The following is a 16,428-nucleotide window of genomic DNA, read 5'->3' as shown; positions in this document are numbered from 1 at the left end:
CCGCTGACCGACGGCTGCTGGGGAGTCGCCGTGATCCAAGACCGCACCGGCCGGGCCGGCACCTGGCCCACCGGTAGTTTCCTGGCCCGGCTGACCGCCGACGACCAGGCGGTGCTGCTGGCCGCCGGTGCGCCTCGGTCCTGGACCCCGGGTGACCTGCTGTTCCGGCAGGGTGACGCGGGTTCGTCGGTGGTGCTGATGCTGCGCGGCTACGTCAAGGTACTCGGTCGCAAACCGGACGGAAGGCCGATGCTGCTCGCCGTCCGGGTCGCCGGTGACCTGCTCGGGGAACTGGCCATTCTCGACGGTGAGCCGCGGTCCGCCTCGGTGGTGGCGGCGGCCCGTGCCGCCGGCCGGGTCATGCCGGCGGCCACTTTCCGTAGCCTGTTGCGGGAGCGGCCGAGCATCGCCGACGCGGTGCACCGGTCGGTCACCGCCAAGCTGCGGATGGCCAACCGGCACCGGGTCGACGTCGGCGGTGACCTGGTGCTGGTCCGGATCGCCCGGCTCATCGCCCATCTCGGTGAGGTGTACGGCCGCCCGGTGCCCGAGGGCACCCTGATCGACCTGCCGCTGAGCCACACCGACCTGGCCGAGTTGGTGGCGGCCGCCGAACCGAGCGTGCAGCGTGCCCTGGCCGACCTGCGCCGCCTCGGCGCGGTGACGGTCGGCTACCGCAAGGTGGTGATCCGCGACAGGCAGGCGCTGTCCACGGTCGCCGCGACCGCCGCCTGACCGGCGGCGCGCCCACCGCACCGGCCGGTGGGCAGGGCAGCCGGTGGGCGGGCAGGTCGGCCGGTGGGTGGGTCAGCCGGCCGGTGGGTCGGCCGGTGGGCGGGTTCAGCCGGCCAGCACGCCCAGGGCGAGCAGGGTGAGCGCGGTGGTCACCATGACCGACACCCAGCTGAGTGACTTGCTCACGTGCCGGTTCTTGGTCATGGCGATGTCGGCCAGCATCCGGGCCAGCGCCCAGGATTCGGCGCAGAGCGCCGCCGCGCCGGCCGGGCCGGTGGTGTCGGCGGTGCCGGCGGCGATCGCCGGGAAGGCGAACCGGTTGGTCGGAGCCGGTGGGGTGAGGCGGGGCCGTAATCCCTGCATGAGGTGGTAACCGGAGACGAGGAAGGCCAGCGTGAAGGCGAGCACCGCCGGTGCCGCGAGCAGGCTCAGCGACCGTGGCTCGACCAGCAGCCCGACCACCTGGTCGAGCTGACTGGCCAGCACTGCGGTCACGCCGGGATGCACCACCAGCAACATGCTCACCTTGCTGTCCGCCTGCTGGGTGGCCAACTGGAACGATGAGTTGATCATCCCGACCACCATCAGTTCCTCGCTCGGGCTCAGCGGTGCGTCGGTCGGGTGCCCGCCCGGGGCCGCCGGCTGGTTGTCCATGTGGCATTCCTCCTCAGTGGCCTCCAGGGCACCACGGATTCCGGCCCGGCCCGGCATCACCTGACGGGATCGCACCAGATCACTGGTCCTGGTCGTCGTCGTGCTGCTGGTGGTGATCGTGGTCGTCGTCGTGGTCGTGGTCGTACCAGTGGGACGACACGTCGTGCTCGGAGCCGGTCCCGCCGACGTCGCTCCCGTCGTGCTCCGGGTGCTCGTCGAACAGCTCGTCGGGCAACTCGGCATGGCCGAGGCCAGGGCCGTGGTGGTTGTGGTGACCGTGCTGATGGTGACCCGAGTGGGTGCCGCCTGCGGGCGAGTCGTCGACCGAGCCCGCGTTGACGGTCAGATGGCCCTGGTAATAGACCTGCCCGGCGGTGAAGAGGCCCTGCACGGTGATCGCGGTGGCCATTCCGTCCCACCTGACCTTCGGCGCACGCGGATCCGGTGCCGGTGCCGACCGGGGCAGGTGGATCCACGCCCGCTCGACCTGATCATGCCGGAGCTCCACCGGGAACGGGGAGAAATGCTCCCGGCTCAGGCCCGGATAGTTCTGGCTGATCAGATCCGCGTAGAGATAGTTCGGCACCACCAGCGCCAGGTCACTCTCCCGGTGCTCGTCCAGCGCCGCCTTCAACCTCGGCGCGTTGATGAGGTCCCCGACCAGGATCGGCGCCGGACCGTGAAATCCGTTGCCGGCGTACGCGGTGGCCCCCTCGACGATCGCCATCCGCAACCGCATCCGCCCGAACTCGCCCGCATCGCCGTTGTTCTCGTGGAGCGCGTGGCGAAAGCCGAGCACCAGTGCCGGCACCACCGCCGCCTCGTTCACGCCGGGCTGGAACACCATCAACCGGCCGTCGCCGCTCTCCTGCGGAATGACCCGGTGCACCTGCGCACGCTTGCAGGCGTACTGGGCGATGCTCAGCAGCCGCCGCTGTCCCTGGTACTGCGCGGGGGCGGTACGGGTGCTGTACTTCTCGATGTCCACCGCCACCAACAAACGGCGAATCGCCGGGGCCTGATCGGTCATCGTGGTTCGTCCCTCCGTCGGTACGACCGTTGGCGGGTCCGAAACCTTCGGTCACGTTGCCCGCCGACGCGATTCGGAACCCCGCCCGCATTGTCGATTCGGCAGGGTCACGGTGATGCCGTCTAATGACGGAAACCGGCCGGAGAAACGGCCCTAGTCTCGCCGACGACGATGTTTCCACCCGTCTTGGCGGGTCGTCCGACCGGTGGACGAGCGCGCACCACGGCCCCGTCCGACCGGCGAGCCCGCCCCGACCGACAAGTGGGTGACGCGATGCCCAGCGTGCCGACCGGCACGACCGACGCCGGCACGGCCAGCCCGGGCGTTCCTCGCCGCCCCTCCCCGGTCTCGGCCGAGCTGGTCCGCTACGCCGGACTCGCCGCCGGGGCCGGCGCCGAGTTGGCCCCGTTGGCCCGGCTCCTCGACCAGGCCGACCGACGGCTGGCGCAGCCGATGCGGCTGGCCGTGGTCGGGCAGATCAAGCGGGGCAAGTCGACACTGGTCAACGCGCTGCTCGGCGAGGAGGTCGCGGCCACCGGCCAGCTCGAGCTGACCTTCACGGTCAACGAGCTGTGCCACCACGACCACCCGGTGGTCCGGGTCTTCTACCGCGACGGGGCGCCGGCCCGGGAGATGTCCCCGGAACGGCTCCGTGAGCTGACCGTCAACGACCCGAGGCACCTGACCCACCTGCGCCGCATCCGCCGGGTGGAACTCGGCCTGCCCAACCCGCTGCTGCGCGCGTTCCGGCTGGTCGACACCCCGGGACTGGGCAGCGTGCACGTCACCGACTCGGCCAACACGCTCGACTTCCTCGGCCTGTCCAATCAGGACCTGGAGGGCTCCGCCGCCGAGCTGACCGGCACCCTGGACGCGCTCGACCGGACGGCTCGGGACGTACACCAGGACAGCAGCGCCGAGCTGCACCGGGCCGACGCGGTGCTCTACCTGTTCCGGCGCGGCCTGCACGAGACCGACAAGGCGGCCATCGAGCAGTTCCTCGGCGGGGTCGACGGCCCGGTCACCCCGCTGAAGTCGTTCGGGGTGCTCAGCCGCTGCGACGACCTCTGGCCGCCGACCCCGGGCCTGCCCGGCAATCCCGACCGGCTCACCTTCGACCCGATGGCCGCCGGCCGCACCCTCGCCGAGGGCTACCTGCGCCGGGACGACATCCGGCGGCTCTTCTACACCGTGCTGCCGATCTCCGGTCTGGTCGGCATGGCCGCCCGGACCCTGACCGACGAGCACTTCACCTGGCTGGACGAGTTGGCCCGGGTGGACCTGCGCCGGCTCGCCCGGCGGGTGAGCGACGTCGGCACCTTCGGCCGGGCCGAGACGATCGAGGGCAGCGGGGTGCCGGCCGGGCACCGGCGGGAACTGCTCCGGGTGCTCGGCGGCTGGGGCATCGTCCAGGTCTGCCGCTACCTGCACGAGGACCGGCTGAGCCCGGCCCTGGTCCGGGACCGGCTGCGGGTGGACAGCGGCGTCACCACCCTCACCGAACTGATCACCAGCCACTTCGGCAACCGGGCCACGCTGCTGAAACTGTCCCACGGCCTGAACGACGTGAACCGCGAGATCGCCCGGATCCGGCTGGCCGGGCAGCGTACCGGCGAGGCGGTGCCGGCCGTGGTGGACGACATCGCCGCCGGGGTGGAGCGGCTGCGCGCCGAGACGCCGATGTTCGCCGAGTTCGACGCCCTCTCCGCGTACTACAACGGCGAGACGGCGCTCGACCCGGACGAGGCGGCCCAGCTGCTCCGGATCACCGGCGAGCACGGTCTCTCCTGCGCGGCCCGGCTCGGGCTGCCGGAGCAGAGCAGCGTGCAGACCATCGTGGACCGGGCCGGGTCGCGGGTACGCGAGTGGGCCCGACGCGAGCAGGACCCGAGCCTGGACTGGCCGACCGGTCAGGCGGCCCGGGTGGTGCTGCGCGCGTACGAACGGGTCGAGTACCGGGCCCGGCAGGCCCGCCGACTGCTCGACGGCACCGACGACCTGATCGAACCGACCCCAGGTGAGCACGTGTGAGCCACGCCAGGAGGGCATCGTGAACGACCTCGAACACCTGCGCGACGACAGCATCGCCCTGATCGACCAGGTCACCGCCGCACTCGGTGACGAACTCCCGGCCGCCTCGGCGGCCATGCTGGCGGGCTGCCGGGACCGGCTCCGCCACGCCCGCTACCACCTGGTCGTCTGCGGCGAGTTCCGACAGGGCAAGTCGAGCCTGCTCAACGCCCTGGTGGAACGGCCTGGCCTGTTCCCGGTCGACATCGACGTCACCACCTCGGTGGTCACCGTGCTCCAGTGGGCCGAACGGGACACCGCCACGGTGCACTTCGCCGAGGATCCCGACGACCCGGAGGCGAGCCGCCCGCCGCTGCCGGTCGACCTCGCGGACCTGCCGGCCTACGTCACCGAGCAGGGCAACCCGGGCAACGAGAAGCGGGTCAGCCTGCTCGTCCTGGGTGCCCCGCTGGAGCAGCTCACACCGGGGCTGGTGCTGGTCGACACCCCCGGTATCGGCAGCGTCAATCCCGCCCACACCGCCGCCACCCGCGCCTTCCTGCCCCGCGCCGACGCGCTGATCTTCGTGTCCAGCGTGCTGGAGCCGGTCACCACCGCCGAACTCGACTTCCTCGCCGGTGCGCTGGCCCAGTGCCCGACCGTGCTCGTCACCATCACCCAGGCGGACAAGGTGGTCGAGCCGGAGCCGGTGGTCGAGGCGGCCCGTGACCGGATCGCCGAGGTCGCCGGACGGCCACCCGGGGAGCTGACCGTGCTCGCGGTCTCCGCGCTGCGCAAGTTCGACGCGCTGGAGGACGGGGATCCGGCGTTGCTGGACGGGTCCGGGTTCCCGGCGCTGGAACGGCACCTGTGGGGCGCGCTCGCCGGCACCGTCGGCGGACTGCGGATCGACGGCGAGCTGGAGACGGTGACCGCGCTGCTGGACGGCGCGGCGGCACCGGTGGCCATCGAGCTGGCCGGGCTGGTCGAGGACAGTTTCGGCGAGTTGGACGCCGAGCTGAAGGCGTCCCGGACGGCGGCGGAGAAGCTGCGCGGCGCGGGACAGCGCTGGCGGCGTACCGCCCGGGACGACCTCGACCGGGCGGCCCGGCCGGTCCGCGACCAGCTCAGCAGCGACTTCGACCGGATCGTCGACGAGTTCCGGCGCAGCCTGGACTCCGACGACGCCCTGACCGACCCGGCCGCGGTGGTTCGGCAGGTCTCCGACCAGATCGTGGACGCCGGCAGCCGGGCCGCCACCGACCTCCGGCGGGCCGTCGACGAGGTGGCCGAGCGGCACGCCACCCAGCTCGAGATCGAGTTGACCCTGCCCACTGTCGATCCGGACGGGCCGGCGCTGACGGGCGCACCGGACGGGACGGCTCCGGCGGCGGGCGACTTCACACCCCCGCACCGGGCCAGGCAGACCTCCTTCGCCGCGTTCCGGACGAGCTGGGCCGGCGGCATGGCGTACGGCGGGGCCGGCACCCTCATCGGGGCGGCCGCCGGCAGTTTCGTCCCGGTCGTCGGCACCATCGTCGGCGGCATCCTGGGCGGGGTGATCGGTCAGCTCACCGGCTGGTTCGCCGGTCGGCGCGAGGCCCGGCTCCAGGCCGAACGCCAGCGCCGGCAGGACCAGGTCGGCGCGCTGCGCAGCCACGTGCTGCCGATGCTCGACTCGGCCCGACGGCGGGCCGAGCGGCAGCTCACCTATCAGGTCAAGGACTACGCCGACGCGCTGCTACTGGCGCTGGACAACCAGCTCGACGCCCAGGCCGAGGCGTACGCGATGACCGAACGCCGGCTGATCGAGGCCCGCAGCCGGGGCGTGCACGAGCGCAAGCTGCGGATAGCCCAGCTCGAGGAGCGGCTCGGCGTCTACGCCGGCCTCCAGGAGCGGGTCGACGCGACCCGGAGCCGTGCCCGCCGGCTGACCCACCGGTCGCCGGACGGCCCGGCGAACTGATCGCCGGGCGCTCGACGGGCGACCCGGACGGCTCGACGAACTGATCGGTGGTGACCGGTGGGACTGGTGTACGGCATCGACTTCGGCACCGCCACCTCGACGGTGGCGGTCTGCGTCGACGGCGAACCGCCCCGGCTGCTCGACGACCCGACCGACCCGGCCGGCGGGGTCCTGGTGCCGACCGCGGTGTGCCTGGAACGGGACGGGTCGCTGTCGGTCGGCGCTGCGGCGGAGCGGAGCAAGCACCTGCGCCCGTACCGGTCCCGGTTCAAGGCCGGTTTCGGCGACCCGACGCCGTACCGGCTCGGCGACCGGGAGCTGCGGGCACCGGAACTCGCCGCCGAGGTGCTCCGGGCGCTGCGGCGGCGGGCCGAACGGGCCGTGCCCGGTAAGCCTGACCTGGTGGTGCTCGCCGTGCCCGCCGCCTGGGCCGGCTACCAGCAGGGCCTGCTGCGCCACGCCGCCACCCTGGCCGGCTTCGACCCGCTGACGGTACGGCTGGTGGCCGAACCGCTGGCCGCGGCGGCGCAGGTGCTGGCCGAGGTCGGCCCGGCACCGCTGACCACCCTGTTCTGCGACTTCGGCGGCGGCACCTTCGACTGTGCCGTGGTCAACCGGTCCCGGCAGGGGGACTGGCAGGTGTTCGGCCCACCCGGGGGCCGGGCCGACCTCGGTGGCGGCCTGCTCGACCGGCTGGTCCAGGACGTCGTCCGGCAGAGCTTTCCCGGACCCGCCGCCGCACTGCTCGACGGCCCGGCGGTCGACCCGGACACCTTCCGGCGCCGGTTGCAGCTCAACGACACCTGCGAACGGATCCGGGCGGCGCTCTCCACCGCCGCCACCCACCGGGAGTCGCTCACCGAGTTGGATCCGCCGGTGGCGCACGTGTTCACCCGGGAGCGCCTGGAGGACCTGGCCCGGCCGTACCTGCTACGGGCGGTGGCCGAGTGCGAACGGCTGCTCACCGAGCCCACTGTCGGTCTCGACCTCGGCTGGTCCGGGGTGGACCGGATCGTGCCGATCGGTGCGGTCGCCCGGATGCCGCTGGTCGGGCGGCTGCTCGCCCGGGGCTCCGGCCGGCCGGTGCTCGCCGTCGACGAGCCCGGGCTGGCGGTGGTACGCGGCGCGGCCCGGCTGGCCCGGCGGTGGGCGGCACCGACCCGCCACCGGGTCGCCGGCCCGCGCCCCGGTCGCGCCGTGCCTCCGGGCGACGCCCCGCCGCCGCGCCCGGAGGTGGAGCTGGCCGCCGGGGCGATCCGGGTCGGTCGTCAGGTCTGCGCGCTCGCTCTCGCCCCGGTCGGTCCGGGGCTGGTCATCGGCGCACCCGGCGAGGTGCACCTGTGGTGGCTGCCGGAGGAGGAGCCCCGGTGGACCCGCCGGATCGGCGACTGGCAGGACGAGGTGTGCGGGGTGGCGTTCAGCCCGGACGGTCGCCGGGTGGCGGCGGCGAGCCGGGACGGCACGGTGGTGATCTGGACCGCCGACAGCGGTCGGGAGCTGGTCCGGGTGCGGCACCCGGGGCGGATCAACGCGGTCGCCTTCGACCCCGACGGGTCGCGCTTCGCCACCGCCGGCAGCGACCAGAACGCCGTCATCTGGCACGCGGACTCGGGAGACCCGCTCGGCAGCCTGCCGCACCCACGCCGCGTGCAGGCGGTGGCGTTCAGCCCGGACGGTGCGCTGCTGGCCACCGGCTGCGGTGACGGCAGCACCCGGATCTGGCAGCTCTCCGGTGGACGGGAGCAGACCGTGTGGTTCGGTGCCGACGCGGTCAACGCGCTGGCCTTCGACCACGACGGCAGCCGGGTGGCGGTCGCCGGCTACAACCGCACCGCGAGCGTGTGGCGGGTGGGTGACGGCGAACGGCTGACCACGGTACGACACGACGGCGCGGTGCAGGCGGTCGTCTTCGGCTGGGACGGTTCGGTGCTCGCCACCGCCGGTGACGACGGGTCGGCCCGGCTGTGGCGGCTGCCCGACGGCGCGGAGCTGGGTCGGGTCCGGCACGACGGCCGGGTACGCGGGCTGGCCGTGCACCGGGACCGTGCCCTGGTCACCGGCGGCCACGACCTGTTCGTCCGGATCACCCCGCAGCGGCTCGCCGACCCGAGCCGACGTTGACCGCTGACGCGGGCACGTGTTTGACCTCGCCCCAGGGGAATGGCCCAGGCTGAGCGGGTGGACGATGTGGAGCTGATCCTGCCCGGCGAGTTCGGTGCCGCGACCCGCCTGTCGTCGAAGGCGCTGCGGCTCTATGCCGAGCAGGGTCTGCTGCTGCCCGCAGCTACCGACCCGGCCACCGGCTACCGCCGCTACCACCGTGATCAGATTCCCCGTGGTCGGCTGATCGCCCGGCTGCGCGTCCTGGGCCTGCCGCTGGCACGCGTCGCCACCTTGTTGGAGCTCAGCCCGCAGGCCCGCCAGGCTGAACTTCGCGCCTGGCTGGCAGCCCAGGAGGCCCAGCTTCGACGCCGACGCGAGCTGATCGAGGCCCTTGAGGGTGACGCTGCACCGGTCACCGCCGCTCCGCGGCTGCGGTCGAGGCCACCACGCAAGCTGTTGTGTCAGGAACGGCGTGTGCACATCGGCGAACTGGACACCTTCGTCACCGACGCGCAGCACCGCATCCGTGCCCGGCTGCGGGCGGCAGGCGTGCCCTGCGACGGGCCGACCCTGGTGCACTTCCACGGGTTCGTGACCCACGACAGCGAGGGACCTGTCGAAGTCGCGGTGCCGTTCACCGGCTCCGTCGAACCCGTCGACGACCTGCGGGTCCGGTTGTCTCCGGCGGGCACCGACGTCTACCTGCCGGTCGCCGAAGCCGACGCCGGATTCCCCGACATCCTGCGCGCCTACGAGACGTTGGAGGCATGGCTCGACGCGAACCGCCTGACCAGCCCCGCCAGCCCGGTCGAGATCCGACCCGGCACCGACGGTGCGCTCCTCGACGTCACCTACCCCGTCTCGACCAACGGAGAAAGTTGAAGCATGCACCCCTACATCGGATCCGGGCACTACTGCTACGCCAACTCGCTGGCGATGGCCCTCGGCCCGACGGCCCCCTCCCCGTCGATCATCGAAGTGCTGACCGGCTCGCCGTTCGGCATGCATCTGCTCGGCGGGCGGCTGCCGCTGTTCGATCCGTACGGTTGGGACGACCGGGGCATCGACGACGCGATCGCTCTGCTCGGCTGGACCTGCCGACGACGGGGTGCCGACGACGGCGAGCAGGCCCTGGCGATGCTCAACGCAGCGGTCACGACCGGCCCCGTCCTGGCCGGACCGCTGGAGATGGGCCTGCTGCGGCACGTGCCCGGCATGACCGGACCGATCGGGTCGGACCACTTCGTCGCTGTCCTGGAAGCCGACGACACGCTGGTCCGGTTCCACGATCCGTACGGCTGCCCCTACGCGACCCTGCCGACCCGGGACTTCCTGGCCGCGTGGCGTGCCGACACGATCACCTTCTACCACGCCGAGCCGTACACCATGCGTAGCCACTTCCAGCAGGTGCGCGAGACCACCACCGAGGCGGCGCTGTGTGCGGCCCTGCCCGGCGCGGTCGCCTGGCTGCGCGGACGCGACGACCTCGCCGTGCCGCCCGGCACCATCGGCGGCGCCGCCGCGGTGCACCGCCTCGCTGACCTGGTTACCGACGGACTCGACCCCGAGACGCACGATCACCTGACGCATTTCGCGATCAGGGTCGGCGCCCGGCGACTCACCGACGCCGCCACCGCACTGGCCAGCCTCGGCCGCGACGAGGCCGCCGTCATCGCCACCCGGCAGGCCCGGCTGGTCGGCAGCCTCCAACACGACATCGTCAACGGACACACGGAATCCGCCGCCCGAACGTTGCGGCACCTCGCTCCGACCTACGACCAACTGGCTGCCGTGCTCAGCTGACACCGCCGTGCCGAGAGCCCCGCCGCGCAGCTCGGGGACGCCACCGAGCAGGTCACCACCGAGCACTACCAACTCCCAACTCTTTGAGTGTTGGAGTCTGCGCCGGCAGATGATGGCGCAGGCGAGGGTGAGGAAGGCTTCGTGGATGTCGTCGCGGATTTCCCAGCGGATGCGGAGGCGGCGGAACCAGTGCAGCAGTGCGGATAGTGCGTTCGACGACCCATAGGCGGGTGCCGAGGCCGGAGCCGTGGCCGGTGCCGCGTCGGGCGATGACCGGGGGGATGCCCTTGGCGCAGAGTTGGCGGCAGTAGCAGTCGTAGTCGTAGCCACGGTCGGCGTGCAGCCACTGTGGTCGCTGTCGGGGCCGTCCGCGGATGCCCCTGATGCGGGGGCCTTGTCGACCAGGGGCATGAGCTGGGTGACGTCGTGGCGGTTGCCGCCGGTCAGGCTCGCGGCGAGGGGGATGCCGCCCGCGTCGGTGAGAACGTGGTGTTTCGAGCCTGGTTTGCGGTGGTCGACCGGGCTCGGACCGGTTTTGGGCCGCCCTTGAGCGCCCGGACGTGGGAATCGTCGATCACCGCCCGGGACATGTCGAGTTGCCCGCTGGCGCGAAGCTTACCGAGGAGAACCTCGTGCAACCGTTGCCAGACACCGGCGTCGTTCCAGTCCCGTAACCTGCGCGAACACGTCATTCCCGAGCCGAAGCCGAGTTCCTGGGGCAGGTACTCCCATGGAATCGCGGTGTAGGGCACGGCGGCTACTCACCCCTCCTCACGTTCAGACAGAACGATCCTCACGTCCGCCCGGTTACGCCCAACCTCATTGAGTTAGGAGTTGTTAAGCAAGTTGTACCGACGCCGACTTTTGCAGCAGCGGGAATAGCATCGGCCAATCCATCGCGAGCTTGATCAAGATAGGCTCACGAAAGATGAAGATCGATATTTTTCTAGTCACGCTGGACGCACTTCCACAACTCACACAAAGACAAATCGCAGACACATACGGCCAACGCCTGCGTGCTAGCCTCCAACTCATCGCCTACAGACGATGCGATGATCCTTTACTTGGAGGAGTTACGTGGTGAAGACGAAGAATCTCCTGGCTTTTGTCGCGGCATCGATCGCAGTGGCCGCCACTGGCGGCCTTGTCGCCCCGACTCCGGCGTCAGCCCACTGGAGTTGCGGTCGAACCCCCCCTCCGGACATTGATGATGGTGGCGGCCATTTCATCAAGGGTTCTTCCGTGCGTATGCTCAACGGCTCCAGCACCAAGTGCACCACAATCGGCTGGACCTATGCTGGAGAATCGCTCGACTACCATTGCTGGGCGTTGGGCGAAGACAGGAAGACATGGACCTACGCCATCAACGACAAGTACAAGGACAGGGGCTGGATCCGCGACGAGCTCCTCGCCGACAACGGCGCGCTCACCCCTTGCCCAGGAGAGGGCTAGTGCCTCGTCATGCAGTGCCGCACGCCTTGGTCGCGCCGGTAGGTGGCCCGTAGTCACACAGGGTGTCCGACCTGCCGCCAGGCGCGGCCGGGGCGGGGTTGCAGGTTCAACTCGTCCACGCACAGGACCCGGCCGTCGGCGGGTGGATGGTCGTAGAGGTCGAGAATCCGGCGCATCTTCATGGTGAAGTCGGGGTCGGTGCTGGCCTTCCACGTCTTGGTGGCCCGCCAGGACACGCCTCGTCCGTGCAGGACACGGCGGATCGTTTCGACGCTGATCGTGGTGACGTAGCCGGCGTGGATCAGGTAGTCACGAAGCTTGGCAAGCGACCAGCAGGAGAACGGCCGGCCGAGGAAACGGGGGTCGCACCGGGCGATGACACAGATCCAGTCCCGGATCTGCTCATCGATCCGTCTCGGTGCGCCCCCGCTCCATTTTGGGTCCAGCGCGTCGAACCCCCTGACAGTGAACGCGTGGATCACGTCCCGCACGTGGTCCTCGCTGGTCCGCAGCAGGTGGGCGATATCGGGGCGGGCTGTCCTTGAGCGGACATCAGCACCACGATCGCCCGCCGCAGCTTCACCGGGTCCTTCGTGGTCCGGGTGATCTTCTGCAACCGAGCATAGCCGTCCCGCACTTGTCACCGCTGCTCGGATCTTGCCGCTGAGCTGCGCCGATTCACCCCTGGCCACCCAGGGTGACCGGCAAGATCATTGCAGACGCCTAGAGTTCGGGGATGGCTCCCGCTCTCACCTACCAGGGCGCGCTGCGTCTCCTCGGCCGGCACGACTCGAAGGCCCTGACCCTTCTGGACGGTCTGCTCGGCGGCGTGATCCTGGCGGCTGGGCCGGCGGCGTTCGGCGGGGCGCAGGCGGCGGCGTTCCTGTGGGGAGCCGTGGATCAGAAGAACGAGGTGGTACGGCTACTGCGCGGACTGGTCGCGGCCGGCGTCGGGCGACTGTCGGGGGCGTCCGGCCGTGACCGGTTCGAGCTGTTGCAGGCAGCGCACACGGCGATCGTGGGGGCGGCGCTGTTCGAGGCATGGGAGGCGCGGTTAGGTCCGGTCTGGGCAGAGCTCGAGGTCACCCGCGAGGAGCGAATCCGGCTGCTGACCGATCGGCACGGCGACGACCTGGTGCAGGTGCTGGCCCGGTCGGAGATTCCCATGCCGAGCGGGTTCGCGGGCCGATCCGAGCTGAAGCCGTACCTCAGCCGGGCGGTCACCGCCGGCCAGTCGTTCTTCGCCGGGCTCGCCGGCGGGGAGCGGCGCACCTGGCTGGCTGCGCCGGATCTCGCTGACGAGGTGATCGGCGACGCGCTCGACCGGTACCGCGCGCTGTATCTCCAGCTCGCGACTGACGTCAGGGAGTTCCTGATCTGGGCGATCCTGGCCGGGCAGGACTCGCTGCGCGCCGACCTCGCGCGTCAGGCCGGTGAGCAGTCGGCCGGATTGGCACGACTCACCGCGCTGCTGACGCCGGCCGAGCCTGGCCCGGCCCCCGCCGGGCAGTCGGTCCTGGTGCACCAGGCGAACCTGGCCGTCCTGCGCCGGCCTCCGATCGCCGCCGACACCCTGCGGTACATGGAGGGTCTGCGCTTCCCGTCGATCGACGAGGGGTACGTCACGCCGCACTATCGCCGTGCGGTGCGCGGCCGGGACGACAACATCGCCGACGACAACTGGTGGAACCAGCACCCGGTCAGCCACGACCTGGACACCTTCCTGGCCGGGCACCTCATGTCGCCGGCTGCCGCCAGGTCCCCGCTACTGGTCCTCGGCGACCCCGGCTCGGGCAAGTCGACCCTGACCAAGGTCCTCGCCGCCCGGCTACCCGCCGACCGGTACATGGTGGTCCGGGTGCCACTGCGGGAGGTCACGGCCGATCAGCGGGTACGTGTGCAGGTGCAGGAGGCTCTCGACGACCTGCTGAACGGTCGCGCACAGTGGAACGTGCTCGCCGACGAGAGCCGTACCCTGGTCCGGGTCGTCATCTTCGACGGTCTCGACGAGCTGATCCAGAGTGTCGGCGTGGGCCGCAACTACCTGCGCGAGGTTCAGGAGTTCCAGGAGGTCGAGGCGGCGGCCGGCTCTCCGGTGTGCGCCGTGGTCACCTCACGCACCTTGGTGACCGGCCGGATGTGGGTGCCGCCCGGCTGTCTCGCGATCAAGCTGGCCGACTTCGACGACGACCAGGTCGGTGCCTGGCTGACGGGGTGGCACACGGCCAACGCGGGTGGGCACGGCATCCGGCTCCCCAGCGCCGACGCCGTGCGATCGCTGACCGACCTGGCCCGGCAGCCGCTGCTCCTCCTGCTGATCGCGCTGTACGCCGCCGACCCGAACAGCCCCGACCTGCGCGGCGACACGTCGGCGGTCGACCTCTACGACCGTCTGATCGACAACTTCATCCGCCGCGAGGTCGACAAGGACGGCCAGATCGCCCGCGCCGACCTGCCCCGCGAGATCGCCCGGCGCCGCTGGCAACTGGGGGTGGCGGCGCTGGCGATGTTCAACCGACGGCGGACGTTCGTGCTCGACGGTGAGTTGGAGGCGGACCTGGCTGGCTTGGGCGTGCCGGTGGCGGCTGGCGGCGGTCACGAGGTGATCGGCCAGTTCTTCTTCGTGCACGCGGCGTCCGCGAAGGTTCCGGACTACATCAAGCGGCGGGAATCGTACGAGTTCCTGCACAGCACGTTCGGTGAGTACCTGGTGGCGAGTGCTGTCCTGGATGAGGTGCGGGAGATCGCCACGGCGGTGGAACCGGCCGCGCGGCGCGTGCGCTCGGCACCCCGTCTGGACGACGGTGTGCTACACGCGCTGCTGTCCTTCCGCGCCCTTGCGGCGGAGCCGCGCGTGCTGGGATTCCTGCGGAGCGTTGCGGAGGCGCTGCCTGACCCGGAGCGGTCAGCCGTCCAGGGCGTGCTCGCGCGGTTGTTGGCGCAGGCCCGGCGGCGAACGATCTCGGTCGAGTTCGAGAGATACCAGCCGGAGCAGCTCGATCCGGTACGGGCCCGGGCGGCGTACACGGCGAACCTGGTGACGTTGCTGTGCTGCCTGGACAGCGTTCCTCTCTCCATGGTCGTGCCGGACGCCACCGACGAGGTTCGTGAGTGGCGAGCCATGGCGCGGCTGTGGCAGGCCGCGCTGGCCGAGGATTCGTGGCGCGGTCTCGCCTCGTCGATGGCGCTGCGCGCCGCCGACCACACTCTCGTCCGGTCGGACCACCGTCAGCGCCGGCCGTCCGACTACGAAGCGGGACTGCTGGGCATGCCGGCCGTGGCGGAGGCGCTCGCGCTGGCCGAGCGGCTCGGCGGAGACCGTGACTCACCGCGGACCGGCCTTCTCCGCCGCCACATTCTGGCCAAGCTGGCGGGAGTGGACGCCGGGCACAGCGGTTTGAACATCCCGTACACCATGGCGACCGCCGGCGTGCAGCCGCTACCCGAGGACCTCCGCCAGCTGCTGATCAACATGTTGGGGTTGGTCACCATCCAGTGGGACTACGACGAGGTTCGCGCGCTCGTCGCGACCGTCGCCAAGGGCGGGCCCGGGCGCCGGACCGACTGGTGGCCGCTGGTCGTCCCGCTCTCCGTCTTTCCGCAGCTCCTGGACGATGTGCCGCGGCTCATGACCGTGGTCCAACTGCGACCGACGACCCGGAGCGCACACGTCGCCTTTCTCCGCACGGCGATCAACGACGAGTTGTGGCTGGACCGCCTCCGCGGCGTGCTCACCACCGATCTGCCACCTGCGGTGATCGCGGCCAAGGTGCGGGAGATGGCCACCACCGGCTTCGACCTCCCCGCCCGGCTGGCCCGCGCGGTGAGGAACACGGCGTCCGGGCTCCGGTTCCTCCGCGAGCACGCCATCCACCGGGGCCGCCCGATCGGTCGCGCCGACCGGCCGGACCTGAACGCCCTGGCGCCGGAGCTGCTCGCCAGCCTGCCGAGGGCGTTCGCGCGGGCGTACGGCCTGATCGGCGGAAGGCACGACCCGGCGCGACGCGGTGATCGGCTGCTGCAGCCGACCGAGTTGCACGCCGACGGCGAGATGCTGATCTTCCGGGTCGCCGAGAACGGCACCGCACGGTGGGCCGTCCCGCTGGACGAGACGACGCGATCCGGGACGCCGGTGATGATCCGGGTCGACGGGTTCGCCGGCGGCGAGTGGCGACCGTACCTGGACCGGGTGTCCACGACCTTCGTGGAGATGATGATGTCGGAAGCGCTGTTCAGCGCTGTCCGTTTCGCCGGCCATCGCAGGCTCGACGAGCAGACCCTGGCCGAGTTGGAGCGGCACTACCCCCGCCTGCCGCTTCCCGACCATCTGCTGTGGTCGCGCCCGGACGGCCCGCCGGTCCGCTGGTTCTCCGGCCCGCACGTGGTCCTGCGCGAGGACGGTCGCCGTCTTCTCCGGGTCCAGGCGGACACCGCCGAGGCTTTCGAAGCGGTCAAGGTCACCCTTCCCGGCGACTGGGTCTCAGTAGGTGTAACCGAGATGGGTGGGAATGCCGTTCCCTGACCCACAAATGGAGGAAGCAACAGTCTGCCCGCGAGCCCAGCCCTGGCTGGTCGATGACGGCCGCTGGAAACCGCGGACAGCTGGACGCTGCAACGGGGCGCCCCGCAAGCTGATCTCCATCGGCATGCGAAAAGCCCCGCGACCTTGGCATTT

The 16,428-nt window shown here is 71.3% G+C and carries 11 protein-coding genes and 1 pseudogene; 8 read left to right on the top strand and 4 right to left on the bottom strand.

What is annotated here, in order from left to right; genetic code table 11:
* Window positions 1–30 precede the first annotated feature (30 nt).
* Window positions 31–735: a Crp/Fnr family transcriptional regulator gene (locus O7625_RS09810; RefSeq protein ID WP_282345516.1), complete on the top strand. Its 705-nt coding sequence runs from the start codon at window positions 31–33 to the stop codon at window positions 733–735.
* 105 nt (window positions 736–840) lie between these two features.
* Here the strand turns inward: O7625_RS09810 and O7625_RS09805 are convergent, their stop codons facing one another.
* Both O7625_RS09805 and O7625_RS09800 read right to left on the bottom strand, forming a co-directional pair.
* Window positions 841–1,389, bottom strand: a complete 549-nt coding sequence (locus tag O7625_RS09805; RefSeq protein ID WP_157517416.1) for a hypothetical protein — start codon at window positions 1,387–1,389, stop codon at window positions 841–843.
* A gap of 79 nt (window positions 1,390–1,468) precedes the next feature.
* Window positions 1,469–2,419, bottom strand: a complete 951-nt coding sequence (locus tag O7625_RS09800) for a hypothetical protein (protein WP_282345515.1) — start codon at window positions 2,417–2,419, stop codon at window positions 1,469–1,471.
* Window positions 2,420–2,692: 273 nt separating this feature from the next.
* On the opposite strand from O7625_RS09800, the gene O7625_RS09795 reads away from it, so the two are divergent.
* The 5 genes from O7625_RS09795 to O7625_RS09775 are packed head-to-tail and all read left to right on the top strand — an operon-like array spanning window position 2,693 to window position 10,301.
* Window positions 2,693–4,450, top strand: coding sequence for a dynamin family protein (locus O7625_RS09795; protein WP_282345514.1), 1,758 nt, complete (start codon window positions 2,693–2,695; stop codon window positions 4,448–4,450).
* A gap of 19 nt (window positions 4,451–4,469) precedes the next feature.
* Window positions 4,470–6,395 carry a dynamin family protein gene (locus tag O7625_RS09790; protein ID WP_282345513.1) on the top strand — a complete coding sequence of 642 codons (1,926 nt, stop codon included), beginning with the start codon at window positions 4,470–4,472 and terminating at the stop codon, window positions 6,393–6,395.
* 57 nt (window positions 6,396–6,452) lie between these two features.
* Window positions 6,453–8,516, top strand: a complete 2,064-nt coding sequence (locus tag O7625_RS09785; protein ID WP_282345512.1) for an Hsp70 family protein — start codon at window positions 6,453–6,455, stop codon at window positions 8,514–8,516.
* Window positions 8,517–8,573: 57 nt separating this feature from the next.
* Window positions 8,574–9,380, top strand: coding sequence for a MerR family transcriptional regulator (locus O7625_RS09780; RefSeq protein WP_282345511.1), 807 nt, complete (start codon window positions 8,574–8,576; stop codon window positions 9,378–9,380).
* 3 nt (window positions 9,381–9,383) lie between these two features.
* Window positions 9,384–10,301, top strand: a complete 918-nt coding sequence (locus O7625_RS09775) for a hypothetical protein (protein WP_282345510.1) — start codon at window positions 9,384–9,386, stop codon at window positions 10,299–10,301.
* A gap of 105 nt (window positions 10,302–10,406) precedes the next feature.
* Here the strand turns inward: O7625_RS09775 and O7625_RS09770 are convergent.
* Window positions 10,407–11,023, bottom strand: a pseudogene (locus tag O7625_RS09770) (IS5 family transposase); the annotation flags it as partial.
* Window positions 11,024–11,381: 358 nt separating this feature from the next.
* Between O7625_RS09770 and O7625_RS09765 the strand changes: the two are divergent.
* On the top strand, window positions 11,382–11,753 hold the full coding sequence (locus tag O7625_RS09765) for a hypothetical protein (RefSeq protein WP_282345509.1): 372 nt from the start codon (window positions 11,382–11,384) through the stop codon (window positions 11,751–11,753).
* Between the two features lie 53 nt (window positions 11,754–11,806).
* Here O7625_RS09765 and O7625_RS09760 read toward each other — a convergent pair whose 3' ends face one another.
* The gene (locus tag O7625_RS09760; protein WP_282345508.1) at window positions 11,807–12,244 is read right to left on the bottom strand and encodes a helix-turn-helix domain-containing protein; all 438 of its coding nucleotides are present in this window, start codon (window positions 12,242–12,244) and stop codon (window positions 11,807–11,809) included.
* Between the two features lie 245 nt (window positions 12,245–12,489).
* Here O7625_RS09760 and O7625_RS09755 point away from each other — a divergent pair, with 245 nt between their 5' ends.
* A complete protein-coding gene (locus tag O7625_RS09755) occupies window positions 12,490–16,275 on the top strand; it encodes a hypothetical protein (RefSeq protein ID WP_282345507.1) in 3,786 nt (1,261 codons plus the stop codon).
* The last annotated feature ends 153 nt before the right edge of the window (window positions 16,276–16,428 follow it).

Origin of the sequence: Micromonospora sp. WMMD714 (assembly GCF_029581315.1) — a bacterium.
Classification (GTDB): domain Bacteria; phylum Actinomycetota; class Actinomycetes; order Mycobacteriales; family Micromonosporaceae; genus Micromonospora; species Micromonospora rifamycinica.
This window is presented reverse-complemented; position numbering and strand designations above follow the sequence as displayed.

Bases quoted from the DNA above. Each gene is read 5' to 3' on its own strand.
- O7625_RS09755 (WP_282345507.1), top strand. From the start codon at position 12,490: ATGGCTCCCGCTCTCACCTACCAGGGCGCGCTGCGTCTCCTCGGCCGG.
- O7625_RS09800 (WP_282345515.1), bottom strand. From the start codon at position 2,419: ATGACCGATCAGGCCCCGGCGATTCGCCGTTTGTTGGTGGCGGTGGAC.
- O7625_RS09795 (WP_282345514.1), top strand. From the start codon at position 2,693: ATGCCCAGCGTGCCGACCGGCACGACCGACGCCGGCACGGCCAGCCCG.
- O7625_RS09775 (WP_282345510.1), top strand. From the start codon at position 9,384: ATGCACCCCTACATCGGATCCGGGCACTACTGCTACGCCAACTCGCTG.
- O7625_RS09805 (WP_157517416.1), bottom strand. From the start codon at position 1,389: ATGGACAACCAGCCGGCGGCCCCGGGCGGGCACCCGACCGACGCACCG.